This is a genomic window from Prosthecobacter sp., from assembly GCF_044236155.1.
GTDB lineage: Bacteria > Verrucomicrobiota > Verrucomicrobiia > Verrucomicrobiales > Verrucomicrobiaceae > Prosthecobacter.
The window spans coordinates 1-21,018 of the sequence record NZ_JBIIHA010000020.1 but is presented as its reverse complement, the minus strand read 5'-3'; the positions used below and the strand labels follow the sequence as shown (position 1 = coordinate 21,018).

Annotated in this window: 14 protein-coding genes; 7 read left to right on the top strand and 7 right to left on the bottom strand. The window is 60.5% G+C overall.

Features of this window, described 5'->3' with window-relative positions; all coding sequences use genetic code 11:
* The first annotated feature begins 53 nt into the window (after window positions 1-53).
* The 4 genes from ACILSE_RS16260 (at window position 54) to ACILSE_RS16245 (ending at window position 4,919) form a co-directional block, all read left to right on the top strand.
* Complete coding sequence (locus tag ACILSE_RS16260) at window positions 54-1,526, top strand: SulP family inorganic anion transporter (protein ID WP_395718471.1); 1,473 nt, start codon at window positions 54-56, stop codon at window positions 1,524-1,526.
* Window positions 1,527-1,634: 108 nt separating this feature from the next.
* The gene (locus ACILSE_RS16255; protein WP_395718470.1) at window positions 1,635-3,470 is read left to right on the top strand and encodes a SulP family inorganic anion transporter; all 1,836 of its coding nucleotides are present in this window, start codon (window positions 1,635-1,637) and stop codon (window positions 3,468-3,470) included.
* A 52-nt stretch (window positions 3,471-3,522) separates the two neighbouring features.
* The gene (locus tag ACILSE_RS16250) at window positions 3,523-4,452 is read left to right on the top strand and encodes an SPFH domain-containing protein (RefSeq protein WP_395718469.1); all 930 of its coding nucleotides are present in this window, start codon (window positions 3,523-3,525) and stop codon (window positions 4,450-4,452) included.
* A 38-nt stretch (window positions 4,453-4,490) separates the two neighbouring features.
* Window positions 4,491-4,919, top strand: a complete 429-nt coding sequence (locus ACILSE_RS16245; protein ID WP_395718468.1) for a DUF2490 domain-containing protein — start codon at window positions 4,491-4,493, stop codon at window positions 4,917-4,919.
* Between the two features lie 96 nt (window positions 4,920-5,015).
* Here ACILSE_RS16245 and ACILSE_RS16240 read toward each other — a convergent pair whose 3' ends face one another.
* On the bottom strand, window positions 5,016-7,280 hold the full coding sequence (locus ACILSE_RS16240; RefSeq protein ID WP_395718467.1) for a bifunctional SulP family inorganic anion transporter/carbonic anhydrase: 2,265 nt from the start codon (window positions 7,278-7,280) through the stop codon (window positions 5,016-5,018).
* A gap of 141 nt (window positions 7,281-7,421) precedes the next feature.
* On the opposite strand from ACILSE_RS16240, the gene ACILSE_RS16235 reads away from it, so the two are divergent.
* Window positions 7,422-8,174, top strand: coding sequence for a DUF2490 domain-containing protein (locus tag ACILSE_RS16235; protein ID WP_395718466.1), 753 nt, complete (start codon window positions 7,422-7,424; stop codon window positions 8,172-8,174).
* A gap of 251 nt (window positions 8,175-8,425) precedes the next feature.
* Here ACILSE_RS16235 and ACILSE_RS16230 read toward each other — a convergent pair whose 3' ends face one another.
* Window positions 8,426-9,721, bottom strand: coding sequence for a sensor histidine kinase (locus ACILSE_RS16230; protein WP_395718465.1), 1,296 nt, complete (start codon window positions 9,719-9,721; stop codon window positions 8,426-8,428).
* Window positions 9,722-9,730: 9 nt separating this feature from the next.
* On the bottom strand, window positions 9,731-10,372 hold the full coding sequence (locus ACILSE_RS16225) for a response regulator (RefSeq protein WP_395718464.1): 642 nt from the start codon (window positions 10,370-10,372) through the stop codon (window positions 9,731-9,733).
* Window positions 10,373-10,478: 106 nt separating this feature from the next.
* On the opposite strand from ACILSE_RS16225, the gene ACILSE_RS16220 reads away from it, so the two are divergent.
* On the top strand, window positions 10,479-12,548 hold the full coding sequence (locus ACILSE_RS16220) for a TonB-dependent receptor (protein ID WP_395718463.1): 2,070 nt from the start codon (window positions 10,479-10,481) through the stop codon (window positions 12,546-12,548).
* Between the two features lie 42 nt (window positions 12,549-12,590).
* On the opposite strand, the gene ACILSE_RS16215 is transcribed toward ACILSE_RS16220, so the two are convergent.
* The 3 genes from ACILSE_RS16215 to ACILSE_RS16205 form a co-directional block, all read right to left on the bottom strand.
* Window positions 12,591-13,838 carry a Y-family DNA polymerase gene (locus ACILSE_RS16215; RefSeq protein WP_395718462.1) on the bottom strand — a complete coding sequence of 416 codons (1,248 nt, stop codon included), beginning with the start codon at window positions 13,836-13,838 and terminating at the stop codon, window positions 12,591-12,593.
* Between the two features lie 117 nt (window positions 13,839-13,955).
* Window positions 13,956-14,987: an Ig-like domain-containing protein gene (locus tag ACILSE_RS16210; protein WP_395718461.1), complete on the bottom strand. Its 1,032-nt coding sequence runs from the start codon at window positions 14,985-14,987 to the stop codon at window positions 13,956-13,958.
* A gap of 42 nt (window positions 14,988-15,029) precedes the next feature.
* Window positions 15,030-16,163, bottom strand: coding sequence for a hypothetical protein (locus ACILSE_RS16205; protein WP_395718460.1), 1,134 nt, complete (start codon window positions 16,161-16,163; stop codon window positions 15,030-15,032).
* 156 nt (window positions 16,164-16,319) lie between these two features.
* Here ACILSE_RS16205 and ACILSE_RS16200 point away from each other — a divergent pair, with 156 nt between their 5' ends.
* Window positions 16,320-18,497: a transglycosylase domain-containing protein gene (locus ACILSE_RS16200; protein WP_395718459.1), complete on the top strand. Its 2,178-nt coding sequence runs from the start codon at window positions 16,320-16,322 to the stop codon at window positions 18,495-18,497.
* A 6-nt stretch (window positions 18,498-18,503) separates the two neighbouring features.
* On the opposite strand, the gene metH is transcribed toward ACILSE_RS16200, so the two are convergent.
* The coding region (gene metH, locus ACILSE_RS16195) for a methionine synthase (RefSeq protein ID WP_395718458.1) at window positions 18,504-21,018 on the bottom strand (2,515 nt) is incomplete at its 5' end.

Sequence of the window (21,018 nt, the reverse complement as noted above, 5' to 3'; positions counted from 1 at the left end):
AAAAGGGTTAAAAAACGTTAAACTCGATCCTTTTCCTCCTGCGCCACCTTCTCATGAACCTCCGCCGCGATCTTCCAGCCTCTCTTGTCGTCTTTCTTGTCGCGGTGCCGCTTTCGCTGGGCATCGCCTTTGCTTCGGGGGCACCAATCATTGCGGGGCTCATCGGTGCGGTTGCGGGTGGGATCGTCACAGGGCTGCTTGCGGGATCACCGCTTCAGGTTTCGGGGCCAGCGGCGGGCTTGACGGTCGTGGTGGCCGGTTTGGTGCATCAGTTTGGCTGGGAAACGATGTGTCTGATCACGGCTTGTGCGGGCGTGGTGCAGCTTTTGATGGGCTGGTTCAAAGTCGCACGCGGAGCGCTGATCATCGCGCCATCAGTGGTGCACGGCATGTTGGCGGGCATCGGCATCTCCATCGCGCTGGCGCAGATCCATGTGGTGCTGGGTGGGTCGCCGCAAAGCTCGCCCGTGGTGAATCTGATCGGCATTCCGAAGCAGCTCAGCCTCGTGAACATGCAGGCGGCGATTCTCGGCTTTCTGACCATCGCCATCCTCATTGTCTGGAAGAAGCTGAAAGCGCCTGTACTCAAAGCCATCCCAGGACCGCTGGTGGCGGTGCTCACAGGCACCATCGTGTCCATCGTGATGAAAATGGACGTGAAGCGTGTGGACATGCCGGAGACGTTTGAGCTGACCAAACTCGCCCCGCCAGAGCATTGGGGGCCGTTTATCACGGCGGTGCTTACGGTGGCGATCATCGCCAGCATCGAGTCTCTGCTTTGCGCCGTGGCGACCGACAAATTGCACAGCGGTGTGCGCTCGAATCTGGACAAGGAACTGCGTGCGCAAGGCGCGGGCAATCTCGTCTCCGGCCTGCTCGGCGGCCTGCCGATCACGGGCGTGATCGTGCGTTCGTCCGCCAACATCATCGCGGGTGGTGCCAGCCGCTGGTCAGCCATTTTTCATGGCGTGTGGATTTTGCTCTTCGCGCTGTTTCTCGGTGGCTTGATCGAAAGCATCCCGCTGGCCGTGCTGGCGGGCCTGCTGGTGCATGTGGGCATCAATCTGGTGAACCTCCACCACATCAAAGAGCTCACGAAGCACAACGAAATCCTCATCTACTGGGCCACCGTGATCGGCGTGACCTGTGTGAACCTGCTGGCCGGTGTCGGCATCGGCCTGGGACTGAGCGTTTTCTTCCTATTGCGCCGACTTTCGAACACCAATGTGAAAATGGAGCAGCGTGAGGGCAAATGGCATGTGCAGATCGGCGGCACGCTCACCTTTGCCTCCGTGCCTAGGCTGAATGCCGCGCTTTCCACCATCCCCGCCGGGCATCCGGTGGACATCGACCTCGCCGTCGATTTCATCGACCACGCTGCTTTTGAAGCGCTGCACGGCTGGCGTGAAAACCACGAGAAAACCGGCGGTCATGTCGATATCGACGAGACGCACGAAGAATGGTTCAAGCCTGCTCAAGCTGGCACACCGCGTCAGGGCAAATCGCTGCCCGGTGTGAAAGCGTGAGCGGGGCATAGCCCCTGACGGGGGTGCATTATCCCCTCTCAAGGGGATGGGTTTTGGAGGGGTGAAGGTGGTTATTGAGGGCAAGTCCTTCACGCCAATCCCCAAGTAATGTCTCACCCTGCCGAACCCGCCCTCGTTCATCCGACAACAGCCTCGGTGGTGGACTACCATCCTCATCCACCGAAGCGCAAAAAACCGCTGGCGAGCGATCTGCTCATTGCCGAGAAGGCGAAAAAGCCCGCGATCTTCACGCTCGAAAATCTCCGGCGCGATGCGCTCGCCGGCACTGTCACCGGTCTGGTCGCGGTGCCGCTCACGGTCGGCATCTGTTTGATGTCGGAGTATCCGATTCAGACTGGCTTGCTCACCGTGGTTTTCGCCTGCGTGATCGGTTTCGTCACCTTTCTGTTCAAACCTGGCAACTACGTCGGCACGCCAGGCGTCGCAGCGGGCCTGGCACCCGTGCTGGCGTTTTGCGTCCACAAATTCGGCATGGAAAACATGCCCTTCCTTATTTTCTGCACCTCTGTGATGCAGGCTGTGGCGTGGAAGTACAATCTTCAGCGCTTCGTGATGAAGGTGATTCCGGTCTATTTGGTCGAAGGCCTACTCGCGGGTATCGGACTCAAGACGGCGCTCAAGTTCTTGCCTTACACCTACGGCATTCTAGGCGAGGGCCACGAGTGGATGAGCATGGAGCGGATCAAAATGATGGGGCTCTCGCTCGCCACGCTCATTCTCTTCCTGCATCTGTTCGGGAAGTATAAGGCCAAATTCCCTGCTGTTCCGTATGTCGCCGTGATCACCCTGGGCGTCATCTGCGGCATCTACATGGAGGTGCCGATGCTCCACATTGAGCTTTCAGCCATCAAGCTGGCGATGCCGATTCCAGACTTCAATGTTCTGCCTCCCAAGATGCTGGTCGAGATCATCGCCTATGCGTTCATGCTTTGTTTGATCGATGTGATCGAGCAGGTGATGAGCAATGCCGCCATCGAAAAACTTGATCCACTCGGTCGCCCGGCAAACTCCAACAACAGCCTTTTCACGATCTGGCTGGCCAATCTCGGTTCCAGCTTCTTCGGCGGCATGACAAACCTCGACGGCCTTCAGGCCTCCGCCACGAATGCCTTGGCTGGTGCCGTCACCAAGGTCTCGAATCTGTTCACCGCATTGGTGCTTTCGATCTTCCTGATCTCTCCTGGCCTGCTGACTCACCTGCCCTATTTCGCACTCGCGGTGCTGATGGTTTTCACCGGTTGGCGGATGATCGCTGGGTTGGTGCATGTCGCGTCCCACGGGATGTATGCCCTGCTGCTGGCCCTGTTTTGCGGCATCCTGACCTACACCGAGGGCATCATGGAAGCATTGATCATCGTGCTCGTAGTGCACCTGTTCATCAACTTCGTCATCTTCCGCCACGACCACATCCCGCTGATCGACATCCTGAAAAAGTTTACGCATAAATTTGGCGAAGACGTCGATCCGCGCAGCACCGACACCATGCTCGTGCATCGCGACCACGAGGTCGGCGGCCTGCGCTACAGCACCATCAGCCACAATGCCGCCGAGAAGAAAAACCTGACCGACTTCATCAACGATTGGGCCTTTGGCATCAACAACCACAGCATGGCCGCCGTCGTCGGCTGTTACGACATGAACGGCCTGCTCTGGGGCACATTTGCCAAGGAGCTGCGTGAAGGTCATCACAAGATCAAAGGCTACTTCGAGCACCTCTTCGAGCTGGAGGACGTACATGTGAAGTTCGAGAGCGGCGAGGTGCGGCAATACAAGGACATCTACATCCAGTCCGGCAAATACGTCTTCACCTTCAAGCGCAAGAAGGAGCTCATCAGCGTGCCCGCCCGCTATTCCTTCGTCTGCAAAAAGGAAAAAACCGGCTGGTTCATCCTCGAACACCACTCCTCCGAATTCCCCGCCTGATTTCATCTCCAGACATCGCCTTTCCAAAAAACATCCAACAAAACCAAGTCCCATGATCCCCGCCGCCGTCATCCTCATCGTTCTCATCATCCTCAGCGCCTCTGTCATCAAACAGGGGCATGTGGGAGTCGTCACCCGCTTCGGCAAATACCAGCGCCTCATGCTGCCCGGCCTCAACTTCAAGCTGCCACTGCTTGAAGGAGTTTATAAAAGCATATCCACGCAGAACCAGTCCATTGAGCTCGAATTCGAAGCCATCTCGCTTGACCAAGCCTATGTGAACTTCAAATCGCTCATCGTGTACTCCGCGCAGGACGCCGGTGAAGAGACCATCAAGAAGATCGCCTTCCGCTTCATCGACGAAAAGAGCTTCATGCAGACCCTCGTCCGCAGTGTCGAAGGCAGCATCCGCTCCTATGTGGCGAACAAAAAGCAGGCCGAAATCCTCGTCCTCCGCTCCGAAATCATCGGTGCCGTGAAGGATCACCTCGAAGAAGCGCTCAACAGCTGGGGCTATCACCTTCTCGACCTTCAGATCAACGACATCTCCTTCGACGAAGCCATCATGCGCTCCATGTCGCAGGTCGTTTCCAGCAACAACATGAAGATGGCCGCCGAAAACGAAGCCCAGGCCCAATACCTCATCAAAACCCGCGCCGCCGAAGCCGAAGCCCGTGCCATCCGCGTCAAAGCCGAGGCCGAAAAAGAAGCCTCCGAGCTCAAAGGTGCCGGCAACGCCCGCTTCCGCGAGCAAGTCGCCGAAGGTCTCGCCAACGCCGGCAAAACCATGCAGGCCGGCGAAGTGCCTCCCGGCTTCATGCTCTTCACCATGTGGCTCGACGGCATGAAATACATCTCCGAGCACGGCAAAGGCAACGTCATGTTCTTCGACGGCTCCAACGAAGGCATGGAACGCACCATCAAGCAGATGCAGGCGCTCAAAACGCTCGATAAGCGTTCACTCGAAGGCGCTGGACATTGATCTGCCAACCACGCGGCGTATTGCAGGGCCGCTTTTCCATGAAACGAGCCCTTTTCATCCTCCTCGCTTCCGTCGGCGGCCTCAGCGCTGCCGATCACACCGAGTCGAACGACAACCTCTGGCTCAACTACGTCGGCGATCATCCGCTCTTCGGCAGCAAATGGGGCCTGCACCTCGAATCGCAGATCCGTCGTGCGGACATGGGCGAGCACTGGCAGCAGCTCCTGCTGCACCTTGGCATCAATTACACCATCAGTCCGGCTTTGACGCTCAGCGCCGGTTTCGCTGGCCATCCGGTGTTCGAAGTGCAAACAGCGCTCGTCTTCAGCAACTGGCTGCCCATGCGCAAAGAGCTCCTGAAGCTCAGCCACCACCCGAAGGTGCAGGTGGATTTTTGGAACACGCATTTCGTCGATCACTCGGTCATCAAAAAGCTTGAGGAAATGGCTCTGAATTGGAAACTCTAAAACCGCGAGTTCATCTTCGCCGGGCTCGATGGGCACCGTCCGGTCTCCTCGCATCCCCAGGCTGCGCGACGGCTGTCCCGTGTGTGATGATTCACATCATGTTTGCGCCTGCTGGATTTTTCCGGCTGGCACCGCGTCAAGGAAATCGACCTCGCCTGTTTTCAAATCGTATAATGCACCTACGAGTCGAATTTTTCCGGCTTTTTCGAGTTCGTGCAACGTGCGACTTTCTGCGCGGATGTAGTCCACCGTGCGCTTCACATTGCGGCGTGCGACACTATCAACAAAGGCGGCTTTGATCTCCGGAGTAACCCAGTCACCAAAAGGTTTGGAGCCGGGCACGATGGATTTCTGGATCTCGCTGACCAGTGCGTCCAGATGCTGGCATCCAGTGGCCTCCGCAGGATTCTGGCCGCTCTCAAACAGATCCACCGCGGCCTTCACCGCACCGCAGCTGGTGTGCCCCATGACCAGGATGAGCTTCGCCCCGGCTACGGCACACCCAAACTCCATGCTGGCCAGCACCTTTTCCTTGGCAACGTTTCCGGCTATGCGGATGACAAACGCATCTCCAAGGCCAAGGTCGAAAATCAACTCGACCGGACTGCGGGAATCAATGCAGCTAAGCACCACCGCGAGCGGGAACTGCCCGGTCGAGGTGGCTATGACGAGGCGCGAGAGATCACGGGTGAGTCGGTGACCGCTGACGAAGCGTTCGTTGCCTTTTTTCAGCAGGTCGAGCACGGCCTCAGGGGTGATCTGGCGCTGGATATCGCGGGTGGTGAGATCGACATACTCGACGTGGTCATCCACGGTGTAGCGGTCTTTGAACCCGATGAGGTTCACGCGGATGCTGTGCGCGGGCGCGGAGTCGCGGCGGAATTCATCGATGAGGTCGAGCACATCCGGGTCGATGTAGTCCGTCTTGCGCGCGTCGATGAGCACCTGGGAGCCGTCCGGGATGGTGGCGAGCGTGGCGGTGAGCACGCCGCGATTGAGAAAGCTCACTTGGTCCGCCAGCTCGATGCGCAGCAGATCACCACCAACGTGGTGCTCCAGCACGCGGTGCAAGGGGCGGCGGTAATTGCTGCGCAGGATGAAGACAATGGCCGTGCCGAGGCCAATGAGAGTGCCGATGAGCAGGTCCGTGAAGAAGATGGCCGTGATGGTGGTGATGAAGGGGATGAACTGCGAGCGGCCTTCCGCGTACATTTGTCTGAAGAGAGCCGGGCTAGCGAGCTTCAGCCCGGTCGCGATGAGGATGGCGGCGAGGCAGGAGAGAGGGATGCGGTTCAGCAGCGACGGGATGAGCAGCACGCAGAGCAGCAGCAGGCCGCCATGGATGACGGCGCTAAGGCGGGTACGGCCTCCCGCATTGATATTCACGGAGCTGCGCACGATAACGGAGGTGAGCGGCAAGCCGCCGAGCAGACCGCTGATGATGTTTCCCGTGCCCTGGGCTAGCAGCTCGCGGTCCGGCGGCGTGTGGCGCTTTGCACGGTCCAGCTTGTCCACGGCCTCGATGTTTAGCAGCGTCTCCAGAGAGGCCACAGCGGCGATGAGAAGCGCGGCGCTGTAGGTGCTGGATTTGAATAACACTCTCCAGTCCGGCGTGCGGAGATTCCCCCAAAGGCTCTCGAGGCCATCAAAGACGGGCACCTGCACCAGATGCGTGCTGTCGATGACCCAAGGCTTGCCCAAGCTATTGAAGAGCGCGGAGGCCAGTGTGCCGCCGAGCACCACGATGAGCGGCGCGGGAATGATGCTCTTTTTCAGCGGACTGCGTTCCCAAATCATGAGCAGCAGAAAGGAGGCGATGCCGATCACCGCCGCGCCCGGCTGGATATCAAAAAGCGTCTCGATGAGCTCGGTGAAGGTGTTTTTCTGATCCGCCTGGAGAAAGCTCATCTCCCCCTCCGCATCGGGATCATGGCCAAAGACATGCGGAATCTGTTTCAGCACCAAGATGAGGCCGATGGAGGCCAGCAGCCCTTTGATGACGCTGGTGGGAAAGAAGGCCGAAATGAAGCCCCCGCGGCTCAGCCCAAGTCCGATCTGCATCACTCCCGCGATGACCACCGCCACCAGAAAGGCATCATAGCTGCCCAGCGCGGCGATTTGCGAGGCCACCACCGCAGTGAGGCCCGCCGCTGGCCCGCTGACACTCGTGTGCGAGCCACTGAGCGGCCCCACCACGATGCCGCCCACGATCCCCGCGATGATCCCCGCAAACGGCGGCGCATCCGAAGCCACCGCGATGCCCAAACAGAGCGGCAGTGCAACGAGGAACACGACCACGCTGGCGGAAAGGTCCGCTCCGAGGTTTTTGAAAGAGCTGGAGGCAGGTGAAGATGCGCTCATAAATGTGTATTATGCACCCAGCGCAGAGTTTTTCTCAAGCTCCGAAGTAAAAATGACAGCCCACGCCAGTGATGAAATCCCCTGCCCAGGCGATGGCTTCCCCCGCCATCACTTGGCAAAATAGCTGCTTTTTCCCAGCGCATGCTTTTCCGACTTATCACCATCACCCTGATCATCGTCGCAGCACTCCTTGGTGGTCACATCGCCGCAGCAGCGGACCACACCGAGTCGAACGACAACCTCTGGCTCAACTACGTCGGCGATCATCCCTTTTACCCGGGCAGCAAGTGGGGCCTGCACCTCGAATCGCAAATCCGCCGCGCCGACATGGGCGAGCACTGGCAGCAGCTCCTGCTGCGTCCGGGCATCAACTACACCATCAGCCCCGCTTTGACCGTCAGCGCCGGTTATGCCTGGGTCGAGACGCATCCGTATGGCGACATCCCCGTCGCCGCGGAGTTCCCTGAGCATCGTTTCTGGGAGCAGGTGGCCTACAATCACAAGGCGTTCGGCCTCGAATGGACGCACCGCCTGCGTTCGGAGCAGCGCCGCATCGGCGAAGTGTCCCCCGCGACTGGCGATGTCACCAACTGGCGCTACGAAAATCGCATCCGCTACATGCTGCGCACGACCATTCCGCTCAGCGATGACAAGAAATGGTATCTGGCTCTCTGGGACGAAGTTTTCTTCAACTTCGGCAGCAACGTCAGCATGAACTACCTTGACCAGAACCGCGCCTTCATCGGCCTGGGACGCCAGCTCAGCCCGACGACCAAGCTCGAAATCGGCTTCATGGAGCAGACAGTGCAGCGTCGTGGTGGGGTCGTATGGGAGAACAATCACACGGTCGCGGTGTGGCTGATGTCGAAGTGGCCCTTCGGCAGCAAACAGTAACCACGCGCCGAATTGGCGATGCATCATAGCCCTCTCGCTCTGCGAGAGGAGCTTGGCGTTCTGCCAGATCATGAAGTATCGAATTAGAAAGCCGTGCTCAGTTTGCGGAAAACCTCGGCTCATCTTGCGGAGCAAGATGGCCACTCTGCTGGCGCATGATTCGAGCGTGAACAGGCCCTGCGCTGCAGACCAGGCAAGGAGCGTGGATCGCCTCCACCGGTGGATAAGATGTTCACCTTCCTCTGAGTTCCTCACTGCCTCAACGGCACCACGGCCCCGATGCGCACCCCACTCGGCTGGGTGGCTGTCACTCTGAGTTCGCCGCCGCATTGGCGAGCGCGGGCACGCATGCCGACCATGCCGAGGCTCGGGGGGGATTCCGTTTCGTCCTCAGGCAGGCCTTTGCCGTCATCGACGATGCTGAGACGGATGTGCTTGTCCTCGAGAGCGAGCTGAATGGTCACGCGCTTGGCCTCGGCATGACGGGCGATGTTGGTGAGCGCCTCCTGGGCGATGCGGAAGAGGTGGGTCTCGGTTTCATCGGCAAAACGGCCGGGGCAGGTGGAGTCATAGTCCACCTTGATCCGCGTGCGCTGCGCAAATTTCTCCGCCAGCCAGCGCAGACCGGCTTCGAGGCCGAAGTCGTCGAGAATGACCGGGCGGAGAAGTTGCGAGAGCTCGCGCACGTTGGCGATGGATTCATCGACCAGGTGGAGGCAGTCGTTTCGAAGCGAATCGAGATCGTGGGTGCTGCCACGTGTCAGATTCGCCCGCACGGCGGCGAGTGATTGGCCGAGTTCGTCATGCAACTCGTGGGAGAAGCGCCGTGCGGCCTCCTCCTGCGTTTGCAGCATGTGCCAGGAGACGCGGTTGAGTTCATCCGACTGCCAGCGGATGCGGCGGAGGCTTTTGCGAGTGAAGCCGACGGTCAGCAGCGCACAAATGGCCGCGAGGATGAAACTGGAGCCGAGGAGCAACGCGGCGTCATCGCCGAGTTCCTGCGATTGCTGCTCGATCTGGCGTTCCGCTGCCGCGAGGCGATCTGAGCTGCTCTTGATGAGATCATTCACCAAGGCGACGACGTGGTCGTGCAGATGAAAGAGCCGTTCTAGCTCATCGCGTGGCACCTGGGCCTGCGTGGCCAAAACCTGGCGAGCCTCGGCTGTGAAGGCTTTCACGCTCGATTCGAGGTCCTCCCAGACTTTTTCACCGGCAATGGCACGGGCTTCATCGGCCAGACGGGAGAGCTGAAGATCACTCTGCTCCAGATTGCGCAGCAGCTTGTCGTTGTCGGGACTCACTGGATGAAATTCTGCCACCTGATGCAGCACCTCCGTCATCGCATTCTCCTCCATCTGCACATCATGCACGAGGCGGGCGATGAGGAGCTGATCACGCGCCAGCGCCGCCACGCTGCTGCGGATGCGCTGGCTCTGCCGCACGGCGATGAGACCCGCCGCACCGAGTAGCGTCATGACGAGCAGGAAACCAAGTGCCAGCACACGCAGCACATTGCTCTCGGTGATGCGGAGAAAGGAGAAGCGCATGGCGAAAGGTCAGTCGATGAGGCCGTTGCGGATGGCAAAGCGCACCAGCTCGCCGATCGAGTGCAGGTTGAGCTTCTCCATGATGCGACCGCGATGCGCCTCGACGGTGTACACGCTTAAATTCAGTGCCGTGGCGATCTCCTTGTTCGTTTTGCTCTCGGCGATCATTTGCAGCACCTCACGCTCACGCGGCGAGAGCAGGTCGATGGGATTGGTGACATGCTTCCGGTAATCATCGAGCACCGCATCACTGACTTCTGGACTCAGCCAGCCCTTGCCAACGGCCACCGCCCGCACTGCGGCGAGGAAGTCTGCCTCGTTGCAATCTTTGAGCAGATAACCCTTCGCACCGGCCCGCAGCATCTCGCGCACATAGACGGAGTCTTTTTGCATGCTGAGCGCCAGGATGCGTGTCTTGGGCAGCACCTTCGTGATCTGCCGCGCGGCCTCGATGCCATTGAGTTCCGGCATCGTCACATCCATCACCACGACATCCGGCATGAGCTTTTCCGCCATCTCGACCGCCTCGCGGCCGTCCGATGCCTCCCCGACCACCTCCATGTCCCACTGCGCGGCGAGCAGGGCTCGGAAGCCATTGCGCACGACCCCATGGTCGTCAGCGAGGAGGATGCGGGTTGGTTTGGAGGCCATGACAGCTCTATCATGACGAGCAAAACGCGGAGGGCAAAAACCTCCCATGATTTTGTGGGAAGGCACTGACCATCTCGTCGCAATAGGTGCCAACCTCTCCTCCCGAATGTTCTCTTCCCGACTCGCACCAGCCGCCGGCATGCTTTTGCTTCCTGTTATTCTGCATGCCCAATCACCGAAACCTGCGGACAAACCCACCGAGCTCACTGAGATTGTCATTGAGGGAAAGGCTGAGAGCCTTGTCGGAACCGCCACGTCTGCCTCAAAAGGACAAACGAGCACGAAGGAGCTGCTGGAGCGGCCGTTCTCACGACGCGGCGAGCTTCTGGAGAGCGTGCCGGGTGTCATCATCACGCAGCACAGCGGCGACGGAAAGGCGAACCAGTACTTCGTGCGCGGCGCGAACCTCGACCACGGCACGGATTTCCTGATGTACGTTGATGGCATGCCCGTGAACCTCCGCAACCACGCGCACGGGCAGGGCTATGCGGATCTGAACTTCATCATCCCGGAACTCGTCGGCGAACTCGAATACTGGAAGGGCAACTACTACGCGCAGCACGGCGACCTCAGCTCCTCCGGCGCGGCCCGCTTCAAGCTCGTGGATGAGCTGCCGCAGGGCATCGCGACCTCCACTTGGGGAGAATACGAGTTTTCACGCACTTTGATCGCGGACACGATCCAGGCTGGCGAAGGAAAGCTCACAATGGCGCTGGAACACCAGTTCTACAACGGGCCGTGGGCACTGAACTCGGACGCGACGCGCTGGAATGGCCTGCTGCGCTGGCACTGGCAGGACAGCACGGACAAGATCAACATCACCGCGATGGGCTACCAGGGCGACTGGATGTCCACGGACCAGATCCCCCTGCGCGCCATCGAAGCGGGGCTGGTTGACCGCTTCGGCTTCATTGATCCGACCAACGGCGGCAGCTCACGCCGCTACAGCCTTTCCTTGGACTGGACACGCGAAGAAGGCCGCCGCACCACACGCGCCAGCGCCTACGCGGGCTACTACGACCTCGATCTGTTTTCCAACTTCACCTACTTCGACAGCAATCCCGCGCCGGTGGGAGATCAGTTCGAACAGCAGGACCAGCGCTGGTTTTTCGGCGGCGAACTGGCCCGTGACTGGCGTTTTGACGCGCTGGGCCACGAGCAACGTTTCACCCTGGGCTTTCAGGTGCGTGCGGAGTGGATGGACGGCATCGGCCTCTATGGCACCACGGCCCGTGAGCGCTGGAACACCGTGCGCAAGGACGACATGTTCCAGGCCACTTACGGGCTCTTCTCCGAGCTGGAGTTCAAGCCGTTGAAGTGGCTGCGCGTCATCCCTGGCATGCGGGCGGATTTGATCCATTTCGACGTGCAGCGCAGCACGCTGCCGGAAAATGCGGGCGTGCTCTCCAAAGGCATCGTCAGTCCGAAGCTCAGCGTCGTCTTCGGCCCCTGGGCGGACACCGAGTTCTACCTCAACGGCGGCTTCGGCTTCCACAGCAACGACGCACGCGGCGTGAACATCGTCACCGATCCCTCCACTGGAGTCCCTGCGGACAGGGTGGACCCGCTGGTGCGCACCTACGGCGCCGAGTTCGGCATCCGCAACGAATCCATCCCCAAACTGGTCAACACGCTCTCGTTCTGGCTGCTGCGCAGTGATTCGGAGCTGATCTACGTCGGCGATGCCGGGAACACCGAGCCAGGACCGGGCTCGCAGCGCTACGGTGTCGAGCTCGCCAGCTACTGGCGGCCGACCGACTGGGCGATGGTCGATCTGGAGGCCACCTGGACGGACGCGCATCTGCGCACGGAAGATCCGCCCAGCCAGGAGATTCCCGGCTCCATACCCGTGACCTTGAACGCCGGCTTCACCCTCGGGGGGGCGGAGGGTTTCTTTTGCTCACTGCGCGGACGCTACTTTGACGGACGTCCTCTGAACGAGACGCTGGATGTGGAGGCGCGGGAGTCCTTCCAGGTGAACGCGCGCCTTGGCTACCGTCGCAAAAACTGGGAGGTCGCCGTGGACTGCCTGAACCTGCTCAACCGCCCCGACAACGACATCGAGTACTTTTACGGCAGCCAGCTCCCCTCTGATCTCGGCGCCACTGTGGACGACCGCCACATCCACCCCATCGAGCCGCGCATGTTCCGCGTATCGGTGACGTGGAAGTTTTGAAGTCACCCAGGACGGTGAGCACGCCGGATTTCCTCTCCTCCCTCACTCCCGGAACTCCTCGCGATCCGGGATGCGCGTGAAGGCGATCTTCGTGCCGGAAAACGTGCGCACCGTGTCCGGCGTGAAGCCAATGACGACGGAGTCGCGGCCGCGCTTTTGGTTGATCTTGTCCAGGATGCGGCTGAGCTGCTCGCGGCGAGCACGGGTTTCCTCGTCGATGAGCGAAGGGAAAAGCTCCATCTGTTTGGGCAGCGACCCGGCTTCCAGCCCGAAGAGGGTCACGGAAACTTTCTTCACGCGCTGCCAGCGCGCCTGCTTCATCACACGCTGCCAGAGTTCTGCCAGCACGCGTGCCAGCGCGATGCTATCGCAAACAGGCTCGAACTTCGCCTGGGACTCAAAACGCGGCCCCTCCTCCGCACGCACGCTCAGGTGCAGGTGCGTGGCGCGGTATTTCATGCGCCGCAGACGGCTGGCGGCCTTCAGCAGCAGGCGGCGCGCCACGATCCCTGCCTGCGGCGGTGTGCGCAGCTCGGGCGCCAGCACATGGCTGTGGCCCACCGTGCGTTTTTCCACCGGCTGGTCGTCTTCGGTCGGTCCTCCGTGCAGCGCATGCCAGAAGCGGTCTCCGCACACGCCGCCCCAGGCGCGATGCAGCACCTCGCGCTCCGCATCCCACAGTTCTTTCATCGTGTGAATGCCGCACGCATGAAGGCGCGGCTCGATTCGTCGGCCGATGCCGGGCAGGTCACGCAATTCGAGCTCCAGCAGCCGTCCAGGCAGCTCATCGGCTCGCAGAACCACCAATCCATCCGGTTTCTGCATGTCGGAGGCCACTTTGCCAAGAAAGCGGTTCGGAGCCAGGCCGATAGAGCAGGTGATGCACTCGCCCACCCGCTCCCGCAGGCCGCGTTTGATGTGTTTTGCCAGATCCACCGCGGCATCCAGCCGGCGGCGAGGCGCGTCGAGCTTGCACGCCATCTCGTCGATGGAACAGATCGAGTGGACTGGAAAGTGGCGGTCGATCTCATCGAGAACTTTGTGGTGGAACTCCACGTACTGATCGTGGTTCGCCAGCACCGTGATGAGTTCGGGACAGCGCCGCCGTGCCTCGCCGATGTTTGTTCCCGTTTTGATGCCAAACTTTTTCGCCTCATGGCTCGCCGCGATGGCGCAGGTCGCATCCGTGTCCACCGGCACCACCGCCACCGGTCTGCCGCGCAGTTCCGGCTGCAACTGCTGCTCCACACTGGCGAAAAAGCTGTTCAGGTCGAGGAACAGCCAGTCCACGAAAACAGTGGAAGACGAATTGAAATTAAGAACAGCCATGCAGGTGGCTATTCATGCCTCAAACTCAAAAACTGTTCAATAGAACAGTTTTTCAAGGGGGGTAGATTTTTGCACGCCTTACCGCACCTCGAACGACAATTGGGCCGTCTTCGCAGACGGAGCGGGCTGTTCACGATCCACCTCAAAGGGGTGCAGCAGGTTGTTTCCGGCCAGGTCTTCAAGCAGCGGATCGATCTCCAGCGTGTAGGAGCCGGAGCTCCAGTTTTCAGGTGGAATGAAAGTCCACGAACGCGCGTCGGGAGTGACCTGAACAGTGCCGCTGAGCCGCTTCTTGCCGCGTTTGACCGTCAGCGCGGAAACGAGCATGGCGGGATCGAGCGACTCATCGAATTCGACGCGCAGCACATCACGCGTTCCTGCCTTCGGCGCGAAGAGTTTCCAGCGTGACGGATCGGGACAGGCGTGATCGACAGCACCTGCGGAAAGCGTGAACGATGTGTCTTTTCCCAGCGGCACCCCCGCGGCGGAGCGCCAGCTCCCGCTGATCTTCAACGTGTGCTTTTCTCCTTCGTGCAGCACCGGCCCTTCATCGAGGTTGAGATTCACGCCTGTCTTCTGCCGCCCTGGATGCAGCCAGAGCGTGAGACGCCTTCCATCGGGCGACCACAGCTCCGTCTCGCGGAATGCACCCGCCACGACACTGCCATCCTGGCGATGCAGCGTAATGCGCTCCAGAAACACGCCCTGCTCCATTGGCTGGGTGAAGTGCAGGTAAACTTTCAGCGCGTTCGCCGGCAAAACGGCGGGCGATGGCGCGATGCCAACCTGCAGCACCGCGGTTTCGGAAGGTTCAAGCCGCAAAAGCTGTGTGCTCCAATCCCCCTTCCCGGTTTGAAGCTCGACGCGATATGTTTCTCCCGCCACCAGCGGCAAAGCGGGAGCAAAACACACGCCTTCCCCATGACGCGAAACAGCGCCAAACATGGGCGACGTCACATCACCGCGAAAAACGCGGATGTCGGAGCCATGCGCCTCGATCTGCCCTTTTTCATTCACCCGCACCCCGGCTGCACGACAGAGGCATGTGAGGCATAAAGCCGCTGACAAGACTGTGACGAGGCGCTGCTCGATGCTTCCTATTTGCCTCATGCCAACATCCCATCAGCGGTTAAAAGCAGATAGCTCATCTGTTCAAGGCAGCACGGCCACTTCGAGGCTCAGAGTGCCCTCGTTGTCCTTCAGAATGATCGCCTTGGTATTGTCGAACTTGTCGGCCTGCACGGCACCGAAGAGCGAATCGACGATCTCGATGCCGTCAGGACCTTTCGGGGCTTTTTCATCGCGACGGGCGGCGTTTTCGTTCGTCTTGTCCGGCGCTTTCGCGTCGAGGTAATCCATGCTGATGCGCGCGCCCCACATCTTGCTGGGACCGAAGGCGTTCTGCTTGAAGCGCTGCGTGTGGACGACGAGCCAGTCCTTGCCGCTCTTGTCCGTGTAGCTGAAGAGATCGAGCGGACGGTTGCCGCTGCCGAGTTCCACCATGCTCACGCCCTTCACCTGCGCGCCGCTTTGAATGTCATCGACTTTAAACTTCGCCACCGGCGTGCAGGCGAACGCACCGACGACATAGGTCTCGCCGTTGTTGGAATAGGGGACGAAGCTCTGGATCGGCGCCTTCGTCTCCCACTTGCGGTGTGCCACATGGTAGGTCTCCGCGCTGAAGACGTTCGCCGTGCTGCCGTGCTTGATCGGCACCGGGATGGTGAAAATGCGGGAAGCGAACTCCTCATTGCAGGTGCCGGTGGCAAAGACGCGAGTGCCGTCAAAGGCCACGTCCGTGATGTTCGTCACCTTGCTGGCCGTGCCACCGGGCAGCGTGATGCGCGCCCAGGGCAGCTTCGCGGTGTCAAACGGCGCCACCTTGCCCGCGGCATCGACAGTGACGATGAGCACCGCGTTGTCCGGACGGCGCTGCACCGCGAGATAGATGCGGCCGCTGGCCGGATTCACGGCGAGGTCCTTGATCGTGATGTCCTCTTTTTTCACACCCAGGCCGCCGGCGATCACGCTGCTGATGTCCGTCACCGGTTTGTCCAAAACCTTCTTCTCAGGCCCGACATCCCCGGTTTGAATGGCGACGACACTCGCCGATCCCGGCTCCGCCACGAGCAGCAACCCGCCCGGCCCGAAACTGAGCGAGGAGAGCGATTTCAACTCCAAGCCGCCGGTTTGCGGCGATTCGATAAGCGATGGAGAAACGGCGACAGGGGCCGCTGATGTCGCAAGCGCGGCAGTGAGCACAAAGGAGAGGCAGATGGCTTTCATAAGAGTCGGGGGGTGGAGTTCACCGCATGGTACGGGACTTGCCGGCGAAATGTCACGATCAAAGATCTGGGGCGTCATATGAAACCCGAGTTCACACGGAGTTCACTGTCCGGGGCTTGATCTTTGGCCGAAAAACGGCGACCCGATGAACGCCGCATGAAAAAACAGCCCTCCGAAGCCCGCAAACCGGCGAAACGCACGCTCTCGCGCTGGCAGTCGTTCAAGCGGCTCTTACTCATCACCGTCATGGGCGGCTCGCTGCTATGCACGCTCACCGCAGCGGTCGTGATCGGCATCTACAGCAATCTGGCGAAGGACTACGACCTCACGAAGCTCGGCCAGATGCCGGAGCGCACCATCGTGATGGATTACAAAGGCGAGGTACTCGGACGCATGCATGGCGAGAACCGCATCATCGTGCCGCTGAGCGAGGTTTCTCCCTGGTTTGTGAAGGCGCTGCTCGCGCGCGAGGACGCGCGCTTTTACAGCCACGGCGGCATCGACTTCAAAGGCGTCCTGCGCGCCACGGTGCGCAACCTCAAGGACATGCGCGTGGTGCAGGGCGCGAGCACGCTGACGATGCAGCTCGCGCGCAACAGCTATCCCGACCTCGATGACCGCAGCCTGCATCGCAAGCTCGTGGAGATGATGCTCGCACGCCGCATCGAGAAGGCCTGCACAAAGGACCAGATCATCGAGCACTATGTGAACCGCATCTTTTACGGCCCCGGCATCTACGGCGTGCAGCGAGCCAGCCAGGTGTACTTCGGCAAACATGCCAGCCAGCTCAATCTGAGCGAGGCGGCGATGATCGCGGGCATCATCCGCAGCCCGGTGCGCTTTTCCCCGTTCCGCAACTACGAGGGCGCCCTCAAGGAACGTGACGATGTGCTCAAACGCATGCTCGAGACAAAGATGATCACGCCAGAGGAGGAGATCGCCGCGCGCTACGCCGACATCGCCCTGCATGCGCAGCCCGCCTTCCAAAGCCAGGGTGGCTACGCGCTCGACGCCGTGCGCCGTGATCTCGACCTGATCTTGGAACAGCAGGAGATTGAGGACGGCGGCCTGCAGGTCTTCACCACTCTAAGCAAGGAGCTCCAGGACGCGGCGGACGAGGCCGTGGAAAAACGCCTGAGCGCCATCGAAAATCAGCGTGGTTACAAGCACCCAAAGAAGGCCGATTTCGACAAGACCTGGGATGGCACGCAGGAAATCTCGTCAACGCCTTACCTTCAGAGCGCGGTCATGGTGCTGGACAATCAAACTGGCGGCATCCTGGCCGTGGTCGGTGGTCGTGATTACCGCCAGAGCAAATACAACCGCGCCACTCAGGGAGAACGGCAGATCGGATCGACGGTGAAACCGTTCGTGTATGCCGCCGGTGTCGCCTCCGGTTTCGTGCCGGGCACCTACATCAACGACGCGCCCATCCAGCCCGGTGAGATCGACGGTTCCGATCCCGGCTGGAGCCCGCAGAACTCGGACGGCAAGTTCCTCGGACTCGCAACGCTGACCGAAGGCCTCGTGCGCAGCCGCAACACGATGACCGTGCGCCTCGGCAATTTCGCCGGGCTGAACCGTGTCATCGAACTGCTAACCAACGCCGGCTTCAACAAGCCCGCCGAACGCACCCCGCAGATCTTCATCGGCAATCTGGGCGGCAACCCGCGCCAGCTTACCAGTGCGATCAGCATTTTCCCAAATCAGGGCGTGCGCCGCCGCCCGTTCCTCATCGACCGCATCATCGACAAGGCCGGCAACGTCATCTACCAGACACCGGTGCTCGAATCCGAGGTGATCACACCCAGCGTGGCACTCTTGATGCGCAATATCCTCTCCCAGGTGCTCGACCGCGGCACCGCGGCAGCCTTGCGCAGCACCTACGGCTTCAAAGAACCCGGCGGCGGCAAAACAGGCACCACGAACGATTACAAGGACGCTTGGTTCGCCGGCTACACGGATCGCGTGAGCTGCGGCGTGTGGGTGGGCCTCGATAAGCCGCAGACGATTGTCGATGAAGGTTACGGCGGCACGCTGGCGCTGCCCATCTGGGCCGATGTGATGAAAAAAGCCGTCGCGCTCGGCTACAAGACGGAAGTGCCGAAAGTCCTGCTGCCGCTCACCAAGGTGACGCTCTGCCGCGTCAGCAGCCAGCTCGCCACCGACGGCTGCGGCCATGCGAACACCGCGTATGAAGAAGCATTGCCGTATGATCTCGTGCCACAGGGCTTCTGCATGGAGCACCAAGGCTACGCTGCCCCTCCGCCACAACGCATGCAGCAACAGCCACAGCGCGGCTTGTTCGACCGCATCCGGGGCTGGTTCCGTTAAAGCGATTCAATAACCCAGCCAAGGCCCCAGCCACTTCTCCGCTTCAGCAAGGCTCATGCCTTTGCGTTGCGCGTAGTCTTCGACCTGGTCTTTGCCGAGGACGCTGATGCCGAAGTAGTGGGACTCGGGATGGCTGAAGTAAAGGCCGCTGACGGCGCTGCCGGGATGCATGGCCATGCTTTCGGTGAGTTCGACGCCGGTTTTGGCGGTGGCGTCGAGCAACGCGAAGAGGATGGGCTTCTCGGTGTGGTCGGGCTGCGCGGGATAACCGGGCGCGGGACGGATGCCGCGGTATTTTTCCTTCACGGTTTCCTCCAACGAGAGGTCGCCGGGCTTTTCGTAGCCCCAGGCGAAGCGGGCCTGCTGATGCAAGTATTCGGCAAAGGCCTCGGCGAGTCGGTCAGCGACGGCTTTGGTCAAAATGCCGTGGTAGGGATCGTGCGCGGCATCGAACTCCTTCGCGAACTCATCCGCGCCATGAATGCCGACGCAGAAGCCGCCGATGTGATCGGTGCGGCCGCTGTCCTTCGGCGCGATGTAGTCGCTGAGGGCGTAGTTGGCGGTGTCTTTCTTGATGACCTGCTGACGCAGCGTGTGGAAGGTCGTTTTGAGCTTCCCGTTTTCGTAAACTTCGATGTCATCGCCGACGCTATTCGCCGGGAAGAAGCCGAAGACGCCGCGAGCCTGGAATCGCTTCTCGGCGATGATGCGGTCGAGCAGGGCCTGCGCGTCGTTGTAGAGCTTGAGGGCCTCAGCCTCGGCTTTGACCTTCATTTCGGCATCTTCATGCGCGGAGGAGAAACGCTTGTCGGCGGCGATCCAGCGTCCGCGGAGCTCCCACGAGTGGAAGAAGGGTGACCAGTCGATGAACTCACGCAGCGTGGCGATCATCTCGGGGCCTTCGTAAGTCTTCGTGCCGGTGAAGCTTGGCGTGGCGATGTCCTGCGTGCTCCAGTCGAACTTTTGGCCCTTCTCACGCGATTCGGCGAGGCTGAGGAGCTGGCGGTCCTTTTTCTTGCCGTATTCCTCGCGGAGCTTCGCGTGGCGCTCTTCGTTGGCCTTCACAAAGCCTTCGCGCTGGTCTTCGCTGATGAGCGAGGTGGTCACGGGCACGCTGCGGGAGGCATCGAGCACATGCACGATGGGTCCGCTGTATTTCGGCGCGATCTTGATGGCCGTGTGCGCCGGGCTGGTGGTGGCACCGCCGATCAAAAGAGGCTGCTTGAAGCCGAGGCGCTCCATTTCCGAAGCGACGTGCACCATTTCATCGAGCGACGGCGTGATGAGGCCGCTGAGGCCGATGACGTCTGCGCCGACTTCGATCGCTTTATCGAGAATCTTCTGGCACGGCACCATCACACCCATGTCGGTGACTTCGAAGCCGTTGCAGGCCAACACGATGCCGACGATGTTTTTGCCGATGTCATGCACATCGCCCTTCACGGTGGCGAGCACGATTTTGCCCGCACTGCGCTGCGCCGGGTTGGCGAGCTTTTCCTGCTCCATGTAGGGCTGCAGGTAAGCGACGCTCTGCTTCATCACGCGGGCGCTTTTCACGACCTGCGGCAGGAACATTTTGCCTGCGCCGAAGAGATCGCCGACGACGCTCATGCCGTCCATGAGCGGGCCTTCGATGACGCTGAGCGGCTTGCCGAGCTTCGCGAGCGCCTCGGCGGTGTCGTCGTTGATGAAATCGGTGATGCCTTTGAGCAAAGCGTGCTCGAGACGCTTCTCGACGCTCTCATTGCGCCAGCTCATGTCGACTTCCGTCTTCTTCGCGGCTCCGGCCTGGCCTTTGAACTGCTCGGCGTAATCAACGAGGATCTCGGTGGCATCGGGACGACGATTCAAAATCACGTCCTCGACCTTCACGAGCATCTCCGGCGGGATCTCTTCATACACTTCGAGCATGCCGGCGTTCACGATGCCCATGTCCATGCCCGCTTTGATGGCGTGATACAAAAACACGCTGTGCATGGCCTCGCGCACCTTGTTGTTGCCGCGGAAGCTGAAGCTGATGTTGCTGACGCCGCCGCTGACCTTTGCATGCGGGAGGTTTTCTTTGATCCAACGCGTCGCGTTGATGAAATCGACTGCGTAGTTGTTGTGCTCCTCGATGCCGGTGGCGACGGTGAGGATGTTCGGATCGAAAATGATGTCCTCGGGCGGGAAGCCGACCTCATCGACGAGGATGCGATACGCTCGCTCGCAGATGCGGATCTTGTCTTCGTAAGTCGCGGCCTGGCCCTGCTCGTCGAAGGCCATCACCACCGTGGCGGCGCCGTATTGTTTGATCTTCGTGGCGTATTCTTTGAACTTCGCCTCGCCTTCCTTCAGCGAGATGGAGTTCACGATGCCCTTGCCTTGCAGGCACTTCAGACCGGCCTCGATGATCTCCCACTTCGAGGAATCGACCATGATGGGCACCTTGTTCACCTCCGGCTCGGTTTGCAGGAGGATCAAAAACTTCGTCATCATTGGCACGCCGTCGATGAGGCCTTCGTCCATGCAGACGTCGATG

Excerpts from the sequence above, each read along its gene's own strand:
- ACILSE_RS16260 (WP_395718471.1), top strand. The coding sequence starts at position 54 with ATGAACCTCCGCCGCGATCTTCCAGCCTCTCTTGTCGTCTTTCTTGTC.
- ACILSE_RS16255 (WP_395718470.1), top strand. The coding sequence starts at position 1,635 with ATGTCTCACCCTGCCGAACCCGCCCTCGTTCATCCGACAACAGCCTCG.
- ACILSE_RS16250 (WP_395718469.1), top strand. The coding sequence starts at position 3,523 with ATGATCCCCGCCGCCGTCATCCTCATCGTTCTCATCATCCTCAGCGCC.
- ACILSE_RS16245 (WP_395718468.1), top strand. The coding sequence starts at position 4,491 with ATGAAACGAGCCCTTTTCATCCTCCTCGCTTCCGTCGGCGGCCTCAGC.
- ACILSE_RS16240 (WP_395718467.1), bottom strand. The coding sequence starts at position 7,280 with ATGAGCGCATCTTCACCTGCCTCCAGCTCTTTCAAAAACCTCGGAGCG.
- ACILSE_RS16235 (WP_395718466.1), top strand. The coding sequence starts at position 7,422 with ATGCTTTTCCGACTTATCACCATCACCCTGATCATCGTCGCAGCACTC.
- ACILSE_RS16230 (WP_395718465.1), bottom strand. The coding sequence starts at position 9,721 with ATGCGCTTCTCCTTTCTCCGCATCACCGAGAGCAATGTGCTGCGTGTG.
- ACILSE_RS16225 (WP_395718464.1), bottom strand. The coding sequence starts at position 10,372 with ATGGCCTCCAAACCAACCCGCATCCTCCTCGCTGACGACCATGGGGTC.
- ACILSE_RS16220 (WP_395718463.1), top strand. The coding sequence starts at position 10,479 with ATGTTCTCTTCCCGACTCGCACCAGCCGCCGGCATGCTTTTGCTTCCT.
- ACILSE_RS16210 (WP_395718461.1), bottom strand. The coding sequence starts at position 14,987 with ATGAGGCAAATAGGAAGCATCGAGCAGCGCCTCGTCACAGTCTTGTCA.
- ACILSE_RS16205 (WP_395718460.1), bottom strand. The coding sequence starts at position 16,163 with ATGAAAGCCATCTGCCTCTCCTTTGTGCTCACTGCCGCGCTTGCGACA.
- ACILSE_RS16200 (WP_395718459.1), top strand. The coding sequence starts at position 16,320 with ATGAAAAAACAGCCCTCCGAAGCCCGCAAACCGGCGAAACGCACGCTC.